Source organism: Marinobacter sp. C7 (genome assembly GCF_022343555.1).
GTDB lineage: Bacteria > Pseudomonadota > Gammaproteobacteria > Pseudomonadales > Oleiphilaceae > Marinobacter.
This window is the reverse complement of record NZ_JAKQZH010000043.1, coordinates 1-659: the sequence shown is the minus strand read 5'-3', so window position 1 is coordinate 659 and position 659 is coordinate 1. Positions and strand designations below refer to the sequence as shown.

Here is a 659-nt window from a genome sequence, read left to right as displayed (position 1 = left end):
GAAGCCATGGCGCTCGGCGAGAAAATGGACTTCGTGCCGGTGGCCATGAGCGACGAACGCTCGCACGCCATCATCGCCGAATCGCTGAAGCGCGGAAGGCCGGTCTCGGGCCACGTCTATGGCCGCGATTTCGTTGCCGCCTATGCCGCTGCCGGCGTTACCGACACCCACGAGGCGATCGACCGCGAGATCGCCAACGACCTTCTGGAAGCCGGCGTCTGGATCTTCCTGCGCGGCGGCCCGCCGACGACGCCGTGGCACTCGCTGCCGGAAGCGATCAAGGCGATCACCGAACTCGGCGCCTCGCACAAGCGCGTCGCCGTGTGCACCGACGACCGCGATGCCGACGACCTGTTGCTCTTCGGCCAGGACTGGGTAACGCGCCAAGCCGTGAAGGCCGGCATGACGCGCGAACAGGCCTGGGCGATGGGCTCGCTCCACGGTGCCACCCGCTTCGGCATCGGCGACGAAGTCGGCGGGCTCGGCGGCGGCAGGCGCGCCGATATCGTGCTGCTCGACGATGAACTGAAACCGGTCAACACCTGGTATGGCGGCGAGCTGGTGGTCGAGGACCGCAAGGTAACGCCGCTGCTCGACGATGCGCTGTCATCGCCCTACCGCTATCCCGAGGCCGCCTATCACACCGTGAAGCTACCCGA

At 67.4% G+C, this 659-nt stretch carries 1 protein-coding gene; it reads left to right on the top strand.

The window, feature by feature from the left end:
• Positions 1–659: amidohydrolase family protein (locus MD273_RS18605; protein WP_239039266.1), on the top strand; the 659-nt coding region annotated here is incomplete at both ends.